Here is a 365-nt window from a genome sequence, read left to right as displayed (position 1 = left end):
GGCTGCAAGATCGACGAACTCGGCCATCACAGCACCGAACGCCTGGAGCGCGCCATCGCCATCCGCCTGGTCATCGCCTGGCGCGTCATGCTCATGACCCTGCTCGGGCGAGAGGCCCCAGAACTGCCGCCCGAGTTGCTGTTCTCGGACATCGAACTGCGCGTCCTGGGTGATTACGCCCAGTCCCGACGCCGGGAACGCCCCAGTCGCCTTGCCGACGCCGTGCGCGAGATCGCCATCCTGGGTGGCTACCTCAACCGCAACACCGATCCCCCGCCCGGGCACCAACTCATCTGGCATGGCTACACCAAACTCACCAGCATGAGCTTCGCCTATGCCTTGCGGGATGGAATCGAATGATCATG

General features: G+C 64.4%; 1 protein-coding gene. It reads left to right on the top strand.

What is annotated here, in order from left to right; genetic code table 11:
- A partial coding sequence (locus LPW29_RS15415) for an IS4 family transposase (protein ID WP_274520350.1) occupies positions 1 to 360 on the top strand: 360 nt, incomplete at its 5' end.
- Positions 361 to 365: the final 5 nt, after the last annotated feature.

It is taken from the genome of Ectothiorhodospira sp. 9100 (assembly GCF_022227565.1).
GTDB classification, from domain to species: Bacteria; Pseudomonadota; Gammaproteobacteria; order Ectothiorhodospirales; family Ectothiorhodospiraceae; genus Ectothiorhodospira; species Ectothiorhodospira marina.
The sequence above is the reverse complement of the archived record's forward strand: the minus strand, read 5'-3'. Positions and strand labels throughout refer to the sequence as shown.